The 16,306-nt window shown below is 60.7% G+C and carries 13 protein-coding genes and 2 pseudogenes; 7 read left to right on the top strand and 8 right to left on the bottom strand.

Annotation, left to right across the window (positions count from 1 at the left end):
* Positions 1–3 precede the first annotated feature (3 nt).
* From QYQ93_RS28560 to QYQ93_RS10715, 3 genes and pseudogenes are all read right to left on the bottom strand, one after another.
* A complete protein-coding gene (locus QYQ93_RS28560; protein ID WP_370881256.1) occupies positions 4–759 on the bottom strand; it encodes a methyl-accepting chemotaxis protein in 756 nt (251 codons plus the stop codon).
* Between the two features lie 102 nt (positions 760–861).
* A pseudogene (locus QYQ93_RS28555) lies at positions 862–1,683 on the bottom strand (cache domain-containing protein); the annotation flags it as partial.
* Positions 1,684–1,849: 166 nt separating this feature from the next.
* The gene (locus QYQ93_RS10715) at positions 1,850–3,169 is read right to left on the bottom strand and encodes a Na+/H+ antiporter family protein (protein WP_161793259.1); all 1,320 of its coding nucleotides are present in this window, start codon (positions 3,167–3,169) and stop codon (positions 1,850–1,852) included.
* 236 nt (positions 3,170–3,405) lie between these two features.
* Here QYQ93_RS10715 and QYQ93_RS28550 point away from each other — a divergent pair.
* Both QYQ93_RS28550 and QYQ93_RS28545 read left to right on the top strand, forming a co-directional pair.
* Positions 3,406–4,695, top strand: a pseudogene (locus tag QYQ93_RS28550) (HAMP domain-containing protein); the annotation flags it as partial.
* Between the two features lie 102 nt (positions 4,696–4,797).
* Entirely contained in the window at positions 4,798–5,553 is a 756-nt protein-coding gene (locus QYQ93_RS28545; RefSeq protein ID WP_404822072.1) for a methyl-accepting chemotaxis protein, read from the top strand.
* A 1,057-nt stretch (positions 5,554–6,610) separates the two neighbouring features.
* Here QYQ93_RS28545 and QYQ93_RS10705 read toward each other — a convergent pair.
* From QYQ93_RS10705 to QYQ93_RS10690, 4 genes are read right to left on the bottom strand one after another with little or no spacing between them, the layout of a single operon-like run.
* Positions 6,611–7,924 (bottom strand): sensor histidine kinase, encoded by a 1,314-nt coding sequence (locus QYQ93_RS10705; protein WP_043050972.1) that lies wholly within the window; start codon positions 7,922–7,924, stop codon positions 6,611–6,613.
* Positions 7,921–8,589 (bottom strand): response regulator transcription factor, encoded by a 669-nt coding sequence (locus QYQ93_RS10700; protein WP_043050973.1) that lies wholly within the window; start codon positions 8,587–8,589, stop codon positions 7,921–7,923. The genes QYQ93_RS10705 and QYQ93_RS10700 overlap by 4 nt, the downstream gene beginning before the upstream one ends.
* Entirely contained in the window at positions 8,589–8,900 is a 312-nt protein-coding gene (locus QYQ93_RS10695; protein ID WP_043050974.1) for a PepSY domain-containing protein, read from the bottom strand. Before QYQ93_RS10695 ends, QYQ93_RS10700 begins: the two co-directional genes overlap by 1 nt.
* Positions 8,900–9,202 (bottom strand): PepSY domain-containing protein, encoded by a 303-nt coding sequence (locus QYQ93_RS10690; protein ID WP_043050975.1) that lies wholly within the window; start codon positions 9,200–9,202, stop codon positions 8,900–8,902. Before QYQ93_RS10690 ends, QYQ93_RS10695 begins: the two co-directional genes overlap by 1 nt.
* A 158-nt stretch (positions 9,203–9,360) precedes the next feature.
* Here QYQ93_RS10690 and QYQ93_RS10685 point away from each other — a divergent pair, with 158 nt between their 5' ends.
* The 5 genes from QYQ93_RS10685 (at position 9,361) to codA (ending at position 14,142) form a co-directional block, all read left to right on the top strand.
* On the top strand, positions 9,361–10,440 hold the full coding sequence (locus tag QYQ93_RS10685; RefSeq protein WP_043050976.1) for a hypothetical protein: 1,080 nt from the start codon (positions 9,361–9,363) through the stop codon (positions 10,438–10,440).
* 80 nt (positions 10,441–10,520) lie between these two features.
* Positions 10,521–10,877 carry a 6-carboxytetrahydropterin synthase QueD gene (queD, locus tag QYQ93_RS10680; protein WP_003190259.1) on the top strand — a complete coding sequence of 119 codons (357 nt, stop codon included), beginning with the start codon at positions 10,521–10,523 and terminating at the stop codon, positions 10,875–10,877.
* Between the two features lie 78 nt (positions 10,878–10,955).
* Positions 10,956–11,405 (top strand): GNAT family N-acetyltransferase, encoded by a 450-nt coding sequence (locus QYQ93_RS10675; protein ID WP_043050977.1) that lies wholly within the window; start codon positions 10,956–10,958, stop codon positions 11,403–11,405.
* Between the two features lie 182 nt (positions 11,406–11,587).
* Positions 11,588–12,856: a cytosine permease gene (codB, locus tag QYQ93_RS10670; protein ID WP_338476887.1), complete on the top strand. Its 1,269-nt coding sequence runs from the start codon at positions 11,588–11,590 to the stop codon at positions 12,854–12,856.
* Positions 12,857–12,906: 50 nt separating this feature from the next.
* Complete coding sequence (gene codA, locus QYQ93_RS10665) at positions 12,907–14,142, top strand: cytosine deaminase (protein ID WP_043050979.1); 1,236 nt, start codon at positions 12,907–12,909, stop codon at positions 14,140–14,142.
* 9 nt (positions 14,143–14,151) lie between these two features.
* Here codA and QYQ93_RS10660 read toward each other — a convergent pair whose 3' ends face one another.
* Positions 14,152–16,302 carry a lipase family protein gene (locus tag QYQ93_RS10660; protein WP_338476886.1) on the bottom strand — a complete coding sequence of 717 codons (2,151 nt, stop codon included), beginning with the start codon at positions 16,300–16,302 and terminating at the stop codon, positions 14,152–14,154.
* Between the last annotated feature and the right edge of the window lie 4 nt (positions 16,303–16,306).

The following is a 16,306-nucleotide window of genomic DNA, read 5'->3' as shown; positions in this document are numbered from 1 at the left end:
GGGTCAGATCCTGAACTGACCGACCAACTTACCCAGGCGCTGGCCCAGATCCGCCAGACTGCGGGAAGTCTGGGCACCCAGTTGGGTTTCATCCGCCACGCTGTCCACTGCCACGGCAATCTGATGCACGCTGCGGTTGATCTCTTCTGCCACGGCGGTTTGCTCCTCGGCAGCACTGGCGATCTGCGCGTTCATCGAGTTGATGGTGCCGATCAACTGGGCCATGGTATCCAGGGACGCCCCGGCCTGGTTGGCCTGGGCCGAGGTGCCGTCGCCAGCATCGCTGGAGCGGCGCATTGCGTCCACGGCAGCCTCGGTGCCTTTTTGCAGGCGGTCGATCATGCCCTGGATTTCCTGAGTGCTGGTCTGGGTGCGGCTGGCCAGGGCGCGTACTTCGTCGGCGACCACGGCAAACCCGCGCCCGGCCTCCCCGGCCCGTGCGGCTTCAATGGCAGCATTGAGCGCCAGCAGGTTGGTTTGTTCGGCGATGGAGCGGATCACGCTGAGCACACTGACAATCGAAGACACATCCTGCTGCAGGCTGTCCAGGGACACACCACTGCTGCGGATATCGTTCACCAGCGCATGGATCTGCGCGATGCTGCCGTCCACCACACGTTTGGCGGCCTGGCCTTCGGCGTCGGTCTGTTGCGCGGCGACAGCGGCGCCTTGGGCACTGCGCGCCACTTCATGGGCAGCGGACGACATCTGGTTGATCGCGGTGGCCACTTGGTCGGTCTCGTGGCGCTGGCGTTCCATGGCTTGCTCGGAGCGCTGGGCCTGGTCGGATACCTGGCTGACCAGCCCGGTGAGCTGGGCGGTCATTTCGGTTATCTGGCGCACTAACCCATGGATTTTATCGACAAAGCGATTGAACGCACCGGCCAGGTCGCCCAGCTCATCCTGGCTGGTAATGGCCAGGCGCCGGGTCAGGTCGCCTTCACCTGCAGCGATGTCGTCGAGGTTGGCCTTCATCAGGCTCAGTGGACGCAGGATGGTATTTGCGACCAGCATACCCACGGCGGCAATCACTAGCAGTACCACTACCGCCACGCCGAGGATGCTCAGCAGCACGCCTTCCATGCGTTTCTCGACCTTGGCTTCGACCACCGCCACCTGGGCCTCGATACCGTCCAGGTTCACCGAAGTACCGATGACCATGTCCCACTTGGGCAGGTATTCGGTATAGCCGAGCTTGGGCACCAGTTCGGTCTGGCCGGGCTGGGTCGAGCTGTATTGCAGGTAGTGGGTACCGTCCTTGCCGACCTTGACCAGGTCGCGATTGACGTAGACGCCGTTGGGGTCGCGGTTGTCCTTGAAGCTTTTGCCCACGCCGTCGGGGCTGTTGCCCTTGAACAGGCGGATGGTCTCGGAGTCGTAGCCGAAGAAATAGCCGTCCTTGCCGTAGCTGGTGTTGGACAAAAGCTTGACCACCTGGGCCCGCACTGCGGTGTCGCCCGGGGCCGCCGCATCGTAAAGCGGCTTGATGGTGCTCATGGCCACTTCGACATAACTTTGCAGGGTGGCCTTGGCGTCGTTGAGCAGGCGTTGGCGGGTTTCATCCACTTCGTTGCGCGCCTGGCCCTGGAGAATCCACACGGTGGTCAGGCTGATGACCACGGCAAACAACAATACAGGCACTACGGCAAGGGCCAGGACTTTGGCCTTCAAACTCAGACGCATGGCTTTTCTCTCTTATTAGTGGCGGCTTGAGAGGTTAACGGCCAGGTGAGTAATTTCTGTAGGAGCGAGCTTGCTCGCGAAGAACCTTAGAACTCTGCGGGGTGTCAGGCTGTTCGCATTATCGTTGGTTTTTTTCGCGAGCTAGCTCGCTCCTACAGGGAATTCATCAGAGCGTCATCGCGGCCAGCCACCCAAACGCCAGCAGCGGGATGTTGTAGTGCAGGAAGGTCGGCACCACGGTGTCCCAGATATGGTGGTGCTGGCCGTCGATATTCAGACCGGAGGTGGGGCCGAGGGTTGAGTCCGACGCAGGCGAGCCGGCATCGCCCAACGCACCGGCGGTGCCGACAATGCACACGATGGCCAACGGGCTGAAGCCCAGCTGCACGCACAGCGGCACGAAAATCGCCGCAAGGATCGGCACCGTGGAAAACGATGAGCCGATGCCCATGGTCACCAGCAGCCCCACCAGCAGCATCAGCAAGGCCCCTACCCCCCGGCTATGGCCGATGAACGCCGCCGAGGCTTCCACCAACGAGCGCACGTCACCGGTGGCCTTGAGCACTTCGGCGAAGCCCGAGGAGGCGATCATGATGAAGCCGATCATCGCCATCATCTTCATGCCTTCGGTAAAGAGGTCATCGGTGTCGCGCCAGCGCACGATGCCCGATACAGAGAAGATCAGGAATCCGGCCAGGGCGCCGATGATCATCGAGTCCAGCCACAGCTGGATGATAAACGCCGAGGCAATCGCCAGGCCGGCCACCAGCAGGGTCAGCGGGTTGTACTGCACCGCCACTTGCTCGACGCGCTCGATTTTTTCCAGGTCGTACACGCGCTTCTTGCGGTAGCTGATAAACACCGCCACCAGCAGGCCGACCACCATGCCCAGTGCTGGCAGGCCCATGGCGTGGGTGACGTTGACCTGGCTGATATCCACCCCGCTCTTGGCTACGTTGGCCAGCAGGATCTGGTTGAGGAAAATATTGCCGAAGCCCACCGGCAGGAACATGTACGGCGTGATCAGGCCGAAGGTCATCACGCAGGCGATCAGACGGCGGTCCAGTTGCAGTTTGGTCAGCACATACAGCAGCGGCGGCACCAGCAGCGGGATAAACGCAATATGGATCGGCAGGATGTTCTGCGAAGCAATCGCCACCACCCACAACAGCCCAATCAACAACCATTTAACGTGGCTACCGCCGCTGGCTTCCTGGCGATCGACCAGCAGCAAGGCCTTGTCCGCCAAGGCATGGGCCAGGCCGGACTTGGCGATTGCCACCGCGAAAGCACCGAGCAACGCGTAGGACAACGCCACGGTTGCACCGCCACCTAAGCCGCCGTTGAAGGCTTTGAGCGTGGCGTCGATCCCCAGGCCACCCGTCAAACCGCCCACCAGGGCGCCAACAATAATGGCGATGACCACATGCACGCGGGACAGGCTGAGTACCAGCATGGTGCCGACCGCGGCGATGACTGCGTTAATCATGGTTACCTCAAGCAAAAACAAAAAAGACCGGCATGCCCGCGCACGGCCCATGGGAACAGCTGCCGGCGTGCAGGCTTGAAAGAGGTCTTATTAGAGGGCGCGCACTTTGCAGCAGGCAGGCGCGCATGTCAAAAAACGACGCCGCTTTGGGGGTTAAATTGATCGTTTGAATAAAGAACCACGCACCCCGGCCGATAAGCTGTTTCCATGTGCTTTCAGGTAAGGATGTCCCGATGTCGCTCAGGCAGCTCTCCATTCAATGGAAAATCACCCTGCTCGCGGGCCTGTGCCTGCTGGGGATCGTGACCCTGCTGGTGGGTCTGTCGCTGTATCGCATGGCGCAGAGCTCGGAGCAGGTCAAGGCCTCCAGTATGCAGATGCTGGACGAAGCCGCCCAGGCGCGCATCGAGGCTCAAGGTGAAGTGCAGGCGCTGGGCATCCGCCAGCAGTTCATGGATGCCTACCAATACGGCCATGGGTTTTCCCGCCAGGTGCTGTTTTTGCGCGAGCAGGCAGAGAAACGCTTTCTCGACGCCTTCGATACCCGTGAAGACCTGACCCGCCAGGTCAAGGCCGCGCTGCAAGCCAACCCCGACCTGTTGGGTTTGTCTCTGGTGTTCGAAGCCAATGCGCTGGATGGCAAGGACGAGTTGTTCGCCAACCAGGCGGAACTGGGCAGTAATGACAAAGGCCGATTCGCCTTGTACTGGTCGCAGCCGACGCCGGGCAAGATCACTTCGATGGCGCTGCCCGAAAGCGACATGACCGACACTTCCATCAGCCCCAGCGGCGAAAAAGCCAATGCCTGGTTCACCTGCCCGCGTACCACGCTCAAGCCGTGTGTGATCGAACCCTACTTTTATGTGATCGACGGCCAGAACGTGCTGATGACCAGCATCGTGTTCCCGCTGATGGTCAATGGCAAAGTCATCGCGTCACTGTCGGTGGACATCAACCTCAACAGCCTGCAGGCCGTGAGTCAACAGGCCAGCCAGAAGCTGTACGACGGCCAGACCCAGGTCAGCATCCTCAGCCCGACCGGTTTGCTTGCCGGCTATAGCCCGGATGCCAGCAAGCTCAGCCAGCGCCTGGCGCAGGTCGACACGGTCAGCGGCGCGCAACTGGTCAACGCCTTGGCCAGCAGTACTCAAACCCACAGCCTGCGCGCCGGCCATCAGCTCAAGGTACTGGCACCGTTTGCGCCGATCCCTGGGGGCAAGCCGTGGGGCGTGTTGCTGGATGTACCGGAAAAAGTCCTGGTGGCGCCCGCCGAGGCGTTGAAAACCCAGCTGGACGCCGACAATGCCAAAGGCACCCTGCTGGAGCTTGGCCTGGGCCTGCTGGCCGCTGTGGTAGGCCTGATACTGGTGTGGCTGATGGCGCGCAGCGTGACCCGGCCGATCCTCGGCGTGGCACACATGCTTGAAGATATCGCCAGCGGCGAAGGTGACCTGACCCGACGCCTGGCCTATGACAAGCAGGACGAACTGGGCCAGTTGGCCGGCTGGTTCAACCGCTTCCTCGACAAGCTGCAACCGATCATTGCCGAGGTCAAACGCTCGGTGCAGGACGCCCGTGGCACCGCCGACCAGTCCGCCGCGATTGCCACGCAAACCAGTGCCGGCATGGAGCAGCAGTACCGCCAGGTGGATCAGGTGGCGACCGCTTCCCACGAAATGAGCGCCACCGCCCAGGACGTCGCCCGCAGCGCCGCCCAGGCGGCCCAGGCCGCTCGCGACGCCGACCAGGCCACCCGCGAAGGCTTGACCGTGATCGACCGCACCACCGTCAACATTGGCGACCTCGCCGCCGACATGAGCACCGCCATGGCCCAGGTAGAAGGCCTGGCCGCCAACAGCGAGAAAATCGGCTCGGTGCTCGAAGTGATTCGCGGCATCGCCGAGCAGACCAACCTGCTGGCGCTCAACGCCGCCATCGAGGCCGCCCGTGCCGGTGAAGCCGGCCGGGGCTTTGCCGTGGTCGCCGACGAGGTGCGCAACCTGGCGCGGCGCACCCAGGAATCGGTGGAAGAAACCCGCCTGGTGATCGAGCAACTGCAAAGCGGCACCACCGAGGTCGTCGGCTCCATGGGCAACAGCTATCGCCAGGCCCAAGGCAGCGTCGAACAGGTCGGCCAAGCGGTAACAGCCTTGCGCCAGATCGGCGATGCGGTCACGGTGATCAGCGACATGAACCTGCAGATCGCCAGCGCCGCCGAAGAGCAAAGCGCGGTGGCCGAAGAGATCAATAACAATGTGGCGACCATTCGCGATGTGACCGAGTCATTATCGGAGCAGGCTAATGAATCGGCGCGGGTCAGCCAGGCGTTGAACAGCCTGGCGAATCAACAACAGGGGTTGATGGATCAGTTCAGGGTGTAAGCCTAATGGAGATCTACTGTGGGAGAGGGCTTGCTCCCGCTGGCGGCCTGACAGCCGACCAGGGTATTGGATCAGACCGAGTACATATCCATTCCTGCGGTAACGGCCACCTAGGGTTCCGCTTTTACAGCGGGTCACTTTTGAAAAGCGCAAAAGTAACCCAAACGCTCTTGCCCCACCACTCGGCACCTCGCCCAGGCTCGGTGTGCCCGTAATCCGCCATGGATTTGGGGGGCCGCCGCCACGCGCCATCCATGGCGCGGGGCGGCTAAACCGGCATCCCTGCCGGTTTACCCCCCAAATCCCTGTCGAATTCCGGCCAGCGTGGTTTAACGGGGCGCCTAAGATCAAAAGCAGATCAAGATCAAGAGCGACTCGCTGCGCATCGTGGTTACTGACGGTCGCTACGTCAGAGTTGTTTAGATACCTATGCTCATCGGGACATAGGTATCTACACATCTGCTTGCTCTTGCGCTGTTGCTGTTGCTCTGGCTTTTGATCTTGATCTCAGGCGCCCCGTCAAACACGCTGGCCGAACGCAGGCTTGAATCCGTGGGTAACCCGGCAGGACGCCGGGTTAGCCGCCCCGCGCCATGGATGGCGCGTGGCGGCGGCCCACGGATTCAAGCCTGCGTTCGGGCACACCGAGCCTAAGCGAGGTGCCGAGTGTTGGGGCGAAGGCCTTTTGGTTACTTTTGTGCCTTTACAAAAGTGACACGTCGTAAGGGCGTAACCCTAAGTGGCCGTTACCGCAGCAACGGATATGTACTCAGTCTGATCCAACATCCTGGTCGGCTGTCAGGCCGCCATCGGGGGCAAGTCGAATCATCGCACCGCCCCTCCCACATTTGGATCGCGGTGCATCAGTTAGATAGCTATAAGCTGCCAGGCAGCAAGCTCCCTTGCATAGGAGCAGCGGCATACCAAAGTTGTGTAGATACCCATGCTCATCGGGGGCAAGCCCCACATTTGAATCGCGACGCCTCAGTTGGGCAGCCGTTGACTGTCAGGCCGCCACGGGAGCAAGCCCCCACACGTTTAGAGATTTAGCCGGGCATTAACGCTTGGGTAACTCGACCAGTGCCTTAAGCCCACCCAGCTCACTTTCCTGCAATTGCAACGTCCCGCCCCACACCTCGACAATGTCTCGCACGATCCCCAAACCCAGGCCATGTCCGTCAATTTGCTCGTCCAGTCGCGCGCCGCGACCCACGACCTGGTTACGCTGGGCTTCGGGAATACCGGGACCGTCGTCCTCCACCACCAACAGGTAGCCTTGCTGGGTTTCGCTGACGCTCAGCCGAATATCGGCATCCGCCCACTTACAGGCGTTGTCCAGCAAATTGCCAAGCAATTCCAGCAAGTCCTCGCGGTCCCAGGGCAATTGCAGGCCCGGCGAAACGTGATAGCTGAGGTCAAGATGGTCGCCATGGATCATGTTCAAGGTCGCCAGCAGGCCGGGCAGTTCTTTTTCACAATCAAACAAGGCGCCCGGCAGGGTTTCGCCAGCCAGCCGTGCCCGGTTGAGCTCGCGGTTGAGGCGTTGCTGGATTTGCTCCAGTTGGTCGCGCAATAGCTGGCTCAACTGCGGGTGATTCTTGAGCGCCTCACTGGAAGCTGCGCTCAGCAACACCGCCATTGGGGTTTTCAACGCATGCCCCAGGTTGCCGAGCGCATTGCGGGAACGCTTGAGACTGTCTTCGGTGTGCGCCAGCAGATGGTTGATCTGCGCCACCAACGGCTCCAGCTCCAACGGCACCTGGGTATCGAGCTGCGAGCGCTGGCCCTGTTGTAGTTGGGCGATCTGGTTGCGCGCCGTCTCCAATGGGCGCAGGGCGCGGCGCACGGTAACCCGCTGCAGGACCAGCACCAGCAGCAGCGCCGCCAGCCCCATCACCAGGCCAATCTGGCGCATCAGGCGAAAACTCTCCCGCACGGGTGTGTAATCCTGGGCCACGCTGATGGAAATCGGCAGGCCGAAGCGCTTGTAGTCCGAACGCAACACCAGCAATTGCTGGCCTTCCGGCCCCAGTTGCAGGTTGCCCTTGAGCCCCGCTTCGGGCAGTCGGGGCAGTTCCTGGTCCCAGAGTGAACGGGAACGCCAATGGGTATCGGCAAAGTCGATCCGAAAATAATGCCCGGAGAACGGCCGCTGATAGGCCGGTGACAGGCGTTGCTCATCCAGCTGTACGCCGTTGGGCCCGCGCACCAACGCCACCAGCAGGTTCTCACTGTCATTGCGCAGGCCCGCTTCCAGATAGCGTTGCAAACCGGCCTCGAACAGCCACAGGCTGGTTTGTGCCAGCACCACGCCAACGCCCACCATCACGCTGATCAGGCCCAGGCTCAAGCGCCGCTGGATCGACCTCATGCCGGGGCGGCGCCAAACCGATAGCCCTGGCCGCGCCGGGTTTCGATCACACTGCGCCCCAACTTGCGGCGCAGATGGTTGACGTGCACCTCCAGCACATTGGAGTCACGCTCGGTTTCTCCGTCGTACAGATGTTCGGCCAAATGGCTTTTCGACAGGATCTGTTCGGGATGCAGCATGAAGTAGCGCAGCAAGCGAAATTCGGCCGCCGTCAGCTGGATCTCGGCGCCGTCGCGCAACACACACTGGCGCCCTTCATCCAGATGCAGGCCGGCGGCCTGCAGGGTGGGCTGGTTGGCGTGGCCGTGGGAACGTCGCAACAGCGCCTGGATGCGCAGGTAGAGTTCTTCGGGGTGAAAGGGCTTGCTCAGGTAATCATCGGCGCCGGCCTTGAGCCCTTCGATACGCTCGGCCCAGGAATCGCGGGCGGTAAGGATCAGCACCGGGATGGCCAGCGCAGCGGCGCGCCATTGCGCAAGCACTTCAAGCCCGGGCAAACCGGGCAGGCCCAGGTCGAGGATGATCAGGTCATAGGGTTCGCTGCAACCTTGATATGCGGCGTCGCGGCCATCGGCCAGCCAGTCGACGGCATAGCCCTGACGCTGCAGGCCGGCCAGCAGCTCGTCGGCCAGGGGTACGTTGTCTTCCACCAGGAGCAGGCGCATCAGTCTTCCTCATCTTTGATCAGCGCGCCGTCGGTCGCGTTAAGCTTGATCTCGCGTACCACGCCTTCGGTGGTCACCAATTCCACTTCATAGGCGTACTCGCCGTGTTTCTTTTCCAGCTCAGCCTCCAGCAGCCGTGAGCCGGGATACCGTGCCATGGCCTGCTGCAAGAGTTGCTCCAACGGCAGGATCACGCCCTGCTGGCGCAGCTCCAAAGCCTCATCCTGATTCAGGTCGCGGGCCGCCAGGCTGGAGCAAAAAACCATGAGCACCAGCGCCACTCGACTGCCCACGCGTAAATTAACCTTCATTACGTATCCTGATGATTCTTGAGAACCTGTCCGGTGAGCGCGTCCAGTTCAACGTCCCATTCAATGCCGTTGCGATCTTCCAGCTCGACTTCATAGACGTACTTGCCGTATTCCTCATCCAGGTCGCTGTCCAGCAGCGTCGAGCCGGGATGCAGGGCCAGAGCTGTGGCATCCAATTGGTCGAAGGCGACAATAGTAACAGTGGCGGGGACGATCAGTGGTTTGTCCGGGTCCACGGCTGCGGCCGGGGCCGCCGTAACAATGATGATAGCGGCGGCGCCCAGAACAGTGAGGCGCGTCATGATAAGTCTCCGTTACAGGATGTTTTCCTACGCAGGTCACCCTACCTGCTGCAACTTAACTGAAACTGAATTGCCACCATGGCAATTGCGCGCAAGCCGTTTCTCCCACCGTCTGCGATATTTTCTATAATGCCCCGTTCGCCCAATCAGAGACCGGTATGACAGCCATCCATATCAAGTTCCCTGCCCTGACCCTCAAGGCCGGCAAACGCGCCTTCGCCCGCATTCGCGAGGGTGGTCTTGCGCCTGCCGACGTCGGCATTCTCCCCGGTGCGGCTGGCGGCCCCAAGGCCTTGGGCATCCAGGGCCTGGACCTGGCGCTGTTTGGTGACTGGCTACCCCGCATGCCGCGCGAGCGTGCGCTGATCGGCGCGTCCATCGGTTCATGGCGGTTCGCCAGCGCCTGCCTGCCCGACCCTGTGCAAGGCTTGCTGGACCTGGGCCGCTTGTATAACGAACAGCGCTTTGCCAAAGGCGTGACCATGGCCGATGTCAGCCAGAGCTGCCAGCGCATGCTCGATGACCTGCTGGCTGGCCGTGATGCACGCATACTGGACAATCCCGACTATCGCCTGAACATCATGGTGGTCAAGAGCCACGGCCTGCTCGCCGACGACCACCGTGGACGGCTGGGGCTGGGCCTGTCCTCGGTGATCGCCGACAACTTGCGCAGCCGCGCACGGCTGTCGCGGCATTTCGAGCGGCTGATCATTCACGACCCGCGCCAGGCACCGCCGGTGCATCCCCTTCAGGACTTCCCATCGCGCTTCCTCAGCCTGGAGTTGGGCAACCTGCGCCAGGCGCTGCTTGCGTCCGGCTCGATCCCCATGGTCATGCAAGGCGTGCGCGACCTGCCCGGGGCCGGTGCCGGTACCTATCGCGACGGTGGCCTGCTCGATTATCACCTCGACCTGCCCTACCACGGCGATGACATTGTGCTGTACCCGCACTTCACTGACCGAGTCATCCCCGGCTGGTTTGACAAGGGCCTGCCATGGCGACGCAGCAGCCCGCAAGGCTTGCAGGATGTGTTGCTGCTGGCGCCCTCCAGGGACTACCTGGCACGCCTGCCCTACGGCAAACTGCCGGACCGCAGTGATTTCAAGCGCTTCATGGGCGATGACCCAAGCCGCAACAAGTATTGGCAAACCGCGATGAGCGAGAGCCGGCGACTAGGGGATGAGTTTTTGGCCTTGGCGGATAACGGCGCGCTGGGCGACCGACTGCTTGCCCTTTAACGGTAGGAGCGGTGTGCGCAGGGGCTGCTCAAACTGTTAAACTCGCCGACTGCCAGACACCTGACCGAGCTGAAAACACTGTGGAAATCTTCAAGGAATTTACATTCGAATCCGCCCACCGCTTGCCCCACGTGCCGGAGGGCCACAAATGCGGGCGCCTGCATGGGCATTCGTTCAAGGTCGCAATCCATCTGAGCGGCGACCTCGATCCCCATACAGGCTGGATTCGCGACTTTTCGGAGATCAAGGCGATTTTCAAGCCGCTCTACGAACGCCTCGACCACAACTACCTCAATGACATCCCCGGTCTGGAAAACCCCACCAGCGAAGTGCTGGCCAAGTGGATCTGGAATGAATTGAAGCCCTTGCTGCCCGAGCTCAGTGCGATTCGTATCCATGAAACCTGCACCAGCGGTTGCATCTATCGCGGCGAGTAAGCGATCGCGTGTCGGAAAACCACCTGCGGGTGGTTTTTTCCGAAGTGCCAGTGGCATTTTTCAGAGGAGTTCATTGCAATGATGCGCCCCGCCACTGTCGATGATGTTGCTGCCATTGAGGCCATCGCCCAGGCTGCTTATTCGCCTTACATCTCGCGCATCGGCCGCAAACCCGCGCCGATGCTGGAAGACTATCGCCAGCGAATCGAGGCCGGTGGCGTATATGTGTTGGACCATGCGAGGCAGGTCCAAGGCTTTATCATCCTGCTCGATACCGACACTGGCCTGCTGTTGGATAACCTGGCCGTGGCACCGGCTGCCCAAGGCCTGGGGCTAGGGCGCGTGCTGATGGATTTCGCCGAGCGACAAGCAGCCGACTCTGGCTACACGCACATCTACCTGTACACCAATGAGGCCATGACCGAGAACATCGCGCTATACGCTCGTCGAGGGTATGCACAAACCCATCGGGCCGTGGAAAACGGTCTGCGCCGGGTGTACATGAGCAAAGTTCTGCAGGCGATTTAACAGATCCAACTTGTGTCACTGCTGCACCGTTTTCGCGCTTGACCGGCAACCCGGGCATGACCTTCTCTGCGACACTTCCCGGTTTGACTATAAATACGCTGCACAACCTGGGCGCATCACTGCCTCTGACTTGGCACGCACGCTGCAACAGGCCTGCGTCACTCATCCAGGGAGCAACCCACATGACGCAGCAGGAACCCGGCAACGATTACCCCCTCAGCGAAGTCCCGTTGCATGCGCGCAAGGGCCTGGCATCCACGGCCATGGTGCTGCTGGGCTTCACGTTTTTTACCGCGACCATGTTTGCCGGCGGCAAGCTTGGGGTGGCGTTCAGTTTCACCGAGATGCTCGGCGTCGTGGCCCTGGGTAACCTGTTGCTGGGTATCTACGCCGCAGGTCTGGGTTACATCGCCTTCAAGAGCGGCTTGAACTCGGTGCTGATGGGGCGTTTCTGCTTTGGCGAAGTCGGCAGCAAGCTCAGTGACTTGATCCTCGGTTTTACCCAGATTGGCTGGTATGCCTGGGGTACTGCCACGGCGGCCGTGGTATTGGGCAAGTATTTTGAATTGAGCCATGGCAGCGTACTGGGGTTGATGGTGGTGTTTGGCTTGCTGTTCTGCGCCACGGCCTACGTGGGGTATCGCGGGCTGGAAATCCTGTCCTATATCGCCGTGCCGGCCATGGGCATATTGCTGGTGCTGTCGATGTGGGTGGCGACCGTGAAAGTCGGCGGCCTGGATGGTCTGCTGGCGGTGGTGCCAACCGGTGAATTGGACTTATCCACGGCGATTACCCTGGTGTTCGGCACCTTTGTCAGCGGTGCGACCCAAGCTACCAACTGGACGCGCTTTTCACGCTCGGCCAAGGTCGCAGTGCTGGCCAGCCTGATCGGCTTTTTTATCGGCAATGGCCTGATGGTGCTGATCGGCGCCTATGGCGCCATCGTCTATCAGCAACCGGATGTGGTGGAAGTCTTGCTGCTGCAGGGTTTCGCCATGGCGGCGATGGCCATGTTACTGCTCAACATCTGGAGCACCCAGGACAACACCATCTACAATTTTGCCGTCGCCGGCTGCAACCTGCTGCGCACCCGACGCCGCAAGACCGTGACCCTGGCCGGTGCGGTGATCGGCACCCTGCTCGCCTTGCTTGGCATGTACGACATGCTGGTGCCGTACCTGATCCTGCTGGGCACGGTCATCCCGCCGATTGGCGGGGTAATCATGGCGGACTTCTTCTATCGCCATCGTGGTCAATACCCACGCCTGGCGGATGCTCGCCTGCCGGCGTTCAACTGTCCCGGTCTGGTAGCGTATGGGGTGGGTACCGTGCTGGCGTTCAACTCGCCGTGGGTCGCACCACTGGTGGGGATTGTTGCCGCGTCGCTGACCTATATGCTGCTCAGCGCCATACTACGTGCCATGACCGCCTGGACATCGGTATCGCCCTGAGTATCAGGCGGCTGTCTGCCTGATTGTTTTTAGCCAAGAGGAACTTGACCATGCACATCATCAATGCCCGCCTGCGCAACCGTGAAGGCCTGCATGATCTGCACCTGGAACACGGCCGGATCGCCAGCATTACTGCGCAAACCGGCATGCCGACACTCACGAGCGGCGACCTGGACGCCGCCGGTAACCTGGTCATACCGCCCTTCGTCGAACCCCACATCCACCTCGATGCCACCCTCACCGCCGGGGAACCGCGCTGGAATATGAGCGGCACGCTGTTTGAAGGCATCGAGTGCTGGGGTGAGCGCAAGGCCACTATTACCCTGGAAGACACCAAGACCCGCGCAAAAAAAACCATCCAGGCCCTCGCCGCCCACGGCATCCAGCATGTGCGCACCCATGTCGACGTCACCGACCCGGATCTCACGGCACTCAAGGCCCTGCTGGAGGTGCGCGAAGAAAGCACACACCTGGTCGACCTGCAAATCGTCGCCTTCCCCCAAGAGGGCATCGAGTCGTTCCGCAATGGCCGCGAGCTCATGGAGGAAGCCGTTCGCCTGGGCGCCGACGTGATCGGCGGTATCCCCCACTTCGAATACACCCGCGACCAGGGGGTCAGTTCGGTGAAATTCCTCATGGACCTGGCCGAACGCACGGGCTGCCTGGTGGACGTGCACTGTGACGAAACCGACGACCCGCACTCACGCTTTCTCGAAGTTCTCGCCGAGGAAGCCCGCAGCCGCGACATGGGCGCGCGGGTCACCGCCAGCCACACCACGGCCATGGGTTCCTACGACAACGCTTACTGCGCCAAACTGTTCCGTCTGCTCGGGCATTCAGGCATCAGCTTTGTCTCCTGCCCCACTGAAAGCATCCACCTGCAAGGCCGCTTCGACAGCTTCCCGAAACGCCGGGGCGTCACCCGTGTCAACGAACTGCTTGAGGCCGGCATGAACGTGTGCTTCGGCCAGGACTCCATCGTTGATCCCTGGTACCCCCTGGGCAACGGCAACATCCTGCGAGTCCTGGAAGCGGGCCTGCACATCTGCCATATGCTCGGCTACCGCAACCTGCAAAGTGCCCTTGACCTGGTGACCGACAACAGCGCCAAGGCCATGGCTCTGGGCGACCGATATGGGCTGCAGGCCGGTCGCCCCGCCAACCTGCTGATCCTGTCCGCCGACAGTGACTATGAAGTCATTCGCAGCCAGGGCCTGCCGCTGTACTCAATCCGCAACGGTAAGGTGCTGATGAAACGACAGCCGGCGCAAGTCGAGTTTATGTAATCCGGCTGGCTAGACGATTGAGTCGATGTCCAGCGTTTGCGCCTTTGCCTGATCATGGTGTGCAGGCGGCGGAATGCTGGCAAATTGGGCAAACTCGCGGTTTTCAGGGTGACTGAACCAACGTTTGAGGCTCGATTGCAGGGGCGCAGACTGTGCATGACTGCCGTAGACGTCGCGAGCTTCAAGGCGACGCCAGCGCAGGGTTTCCAGGCGCTCGCGGCTGGTGTGCAAACGGTCGATCTCGGCGTTCAAGGCATCGGTAGGTTCATAGCTGCGATCATTGGCTGGACGCTGGCGGGCAAGTTCCCGCCGTTTGGCTCTCAATTGCTCGCGCATGTCTTCGAGGGCGCGGTCGAGCAGCTCAAACTCCCTCAAGGTCACCAGGGGGCCTTGGCGATCCAGGGCTTGCTGCCAGCGCCGCAGTGTGGCCCAGGCTGCGGGGATGTAGCTGGCGGTCATGAAGTGTTGGCGGGCCTGAAAAAGTTGCCGCAGCAGATTGTCACGGGCGGGCATATCGCCCTGGAGTTGCAATGCGCGATGACAGCCCGCCTCCTGGATGGACTCACAGCCAGGTCTCCATAGCACCGAAGAATGAGTGCCGTCCGGGAGCGTGATCGGCATGAAGTGATGTTGCTCACCGTGATGTTGATAGGGGTTGCCGCCCACCCGTACAAGCCCCGCGGCGAACAGCAGGCCACCGGGCGCGGGGGCACTGAATAAGGTGACAGCGCCCGGAATCCAGAGTTTGGCCGTGGTGTTCATCCAGCGCGCCGGAACGCTGGGGACGGGGTCGTTGTGATTGACAATTCGGTGATGGACCAGGGATGAGGCGCCGGCGATGAACTCGGAGTCGGCGGCGCGAGGGGCGCCATAGGTGTAGAGGAGAATGTTGTAGTTAGCATCCGGGGTTCGGCGCAGCCCTTCGGCCAATAGCAATGCAATAGCGCCGCCAAGGCTGTGACCACAAATCACAATGCGCTGGCCGATATGGAATTGGTCAAGGTATTGCAATACGAAATCACGCATAGCCCGGTAAGCCTGGTAAAAGCCCTCGTGGACTTTACCAACGCCCTCGACGAAAGCCACTTGATGGGCGTCCGCGTCGCGTAGCGCATCAGCACCACTGACGGTTCCTCGCACGGAGATCAGAATGACCTCGTCGTGGTGAGTGATGAACGCCTGGGTGTCAGTGCCAAATTTTTCGTCATCGAAAAAATGCAGGCGTGCGGGGTGTTCCTGCTCGTCCTTCAGTTCCGGGCGATTTTGGGGATACAAGTCAGGATCGAAAGGCAAGATTTCGAAACGCCGGGAGTATGGGACGTCTTCATAGAGCGGATAGAAACGCTGCGTTTGCTTCGGATCGATTTGCCAGGCTTCGTGATACACCGACAGCTGTTCAGCGAACAGATTTCCAACGCTTGGATCTAACGGAAACCGGACCTCCTTTAAGGGTTTTTCTTGAGGGACTTGCCCAAAATCGCAATAACTCAACGCAGCAAACAATGCCAGTTGATACACATTGAGGGCACAGATGTTGTCTTCGACAGATAGCATTGGGCGCAAGGCCCGCAATGGTCGTACCTCGAGAATGGTGTGCTTGTTTGGAAACAGCACGATACCCGCTAATGTTGGCTCGGGCGGGCCGAATCCCAGCTCGGCCATCATTTTCAATGAATGACGTTTGGGACGATGGGTACGAGGCGTTATCGGAGGCAAGTGGGCGACATGTCGAACCAGATCTCTGACTTCGACTTGATAGAACCGGTCAGCTTGTTGTTGAGCAGGATTGGCTTCAACACGACGCCCATGGGACGTAGAAAATTTAGTTTGTTCTGCCCGAACTTGAAGCTCGCTGATAGGAAGTTGATACGTCGGCCGCATCATTAATCGGCGATATGGCTGTTCTGCTCCTGAATAAAGTTCGTCAAAAACAAGAACCACGGGACCGCTATAAATATCTTTTAACTTGGCGCCCCCCTCTCCGTTCAATCGACCTTTGTACTGCTGTCCTGCACTGTCGCGAACGGTATACGGCAGACCGCCATACATCGTTCCTACTCCGACTTCGTCGACTAAGCAAAAGCTCACCCACTGCCCTCGTAATGAACAAGCTAGCGTGCTATCACTGAAAAATGATCGCTTCCTTGCGTCCGTGCACATGACT

The organism is Pseudomonas khavaziana, from assembly GCF_036704165.1.
Taxonomy (GTDB): Bacteria; Pseudomonadota; Gammaproteobacteria; order Pseudomonadales; family Pseudomonadaceae; genus Aquipseudomonas; species Aquipseudomonas khavaziana.
This window is presented reverse-complemented; position numbering and strand designations above follow the sequence as displayed.

Excerpts from the sequence above, each read along its gene's own strand:
- QYQ93_RS28560 (WP_370881256.1), bottom strand. The coding sequence starts at position 759 with ATGGAACGCCAGCGCCACGAGACCGACCAAGTGGCCACCGCGATCAAC.
- QYQ93_RS28545 (WP_404822072.1), top strand. The coding sequence starts at position 4,798 with ATGGAGCAGCAGTACCGCCAGGTGGATCAGGTGGCGACCGCTTCCCAC.
- QYQ93_RS10705 (WP_043050972.1), bottom strand. The coding sequence starts at position 7,924 with ATGAGGTCGATCCAGCGGCGCTTGAGCCTGGGCCTGATCAGCGTGATG.
- QYQ93_RS10700 (WP_043050973.1), bottom strand. The coding sequence starts at position 8,589 with ATGCGCCTGCTCCTGGTGGAAGACAACGTACCCCTGGCCGACGAGCTG.
- QYQ93_RS10695 (WP_043050974.1), bottom strand. The coding sequence starts at position 8,900 with ATGAAGGTTAATTTACGCGTGGGCAGTCGAGTGGCGCTGGTGCTCATG.
- QYQ93_RS10690 (WP_043050975.1), bottom strand. The coding sequence starts at position 9,202 with ATGACGCGCCTCACTGTTCTGGGCGCCGCCGCTATCATCATTGTTACG.
- QYQ93_RS10685 (WP_043050976.1), top strand. The coding sequence starts at position 9,361 with ATGACAGCCATCCATATCAAGTTCCCTGCCCTGACCCTCAAGGCCGGC.
- QYQ93_RS10675 (WP_043050977.1), top strand. The coding sequence starts at position 10,956 with ATGATGCGCCCCGCCACTGTCGATGATGTTGCTGCCATTGAGGCCATC.
- codB (WP_338476887.1), top strand. The coding sequence starts at position 11,588 with ATGACGCAGCAGGAACCCGGCAACGATTACCCCCTCAGCGAAGTCCCG.
- codA (WP_043050979.1), top strand. The coding sequence starts at position 12,907 with ATGCACATCATCAATGCCCGCCTGCGCAACCGTGAAGGCCTGCATGAT.
- QYQ93_RS10660 (WP_338476886.1), bottom strand. The coding sequence starts at position 16,302 with ATGTGCACGGACGCAAGGAAGCGATCATTTTTCAGTGATAGCACGCTA.